Origin of the sequence: Pseudomonas sp. SIMBA_067 (assembly GCF_046534675.1) — a bacterium.
Lineage (GTDB): Bacteria > Pseudomonadota > Gammaproteobacteria > Pseudomonadales > Pseudomonadaceae > Aquipseudomonas > Aquipseudomonas putida.
The window spans coordinates 1-261 of the sequence record NZ_JAWRYH010000679.1; the positions used below are offsets into that span (position 1 = coordinate 1).

Consider the following 261-nt stretch of genomic DNA (forward strand, 5'->3'; position numbering starts at 1 on the left):
GTGCTTACGTTATTTACACGCTTACAAAAGACGATACCTTGTCTAGTTTAGTAACGCGTTGTAGCAAGCTTTTCAATAATATAGAACCTGGACAACTACTACATGCATGGCCTGAAATTGTTGCCCAATCGCAAGAACGTAATACCACAACTGCAAGTGCTACAACACCTGCAAATGGTTCATCTAAAACACCAAGCTTAGATCAATTTACCGTAGATTTAACCGCTCAAGCAAAAGCGGGAAAAATAGACCCAATTTTAG

The 261-nt window shown here is 39.5% G+C and carries 1 protein-coding gene; it reads left to right on the top strand.

Features of this window, described 5'->3' with window-relative positions; genetic code table 11:
* On the top strand, window positions 1-261 hold a 261-nt coding region (locus SB765_RS30850; protein ID WP_410932650.1), incomplete at both ends, for a hypothetical protein.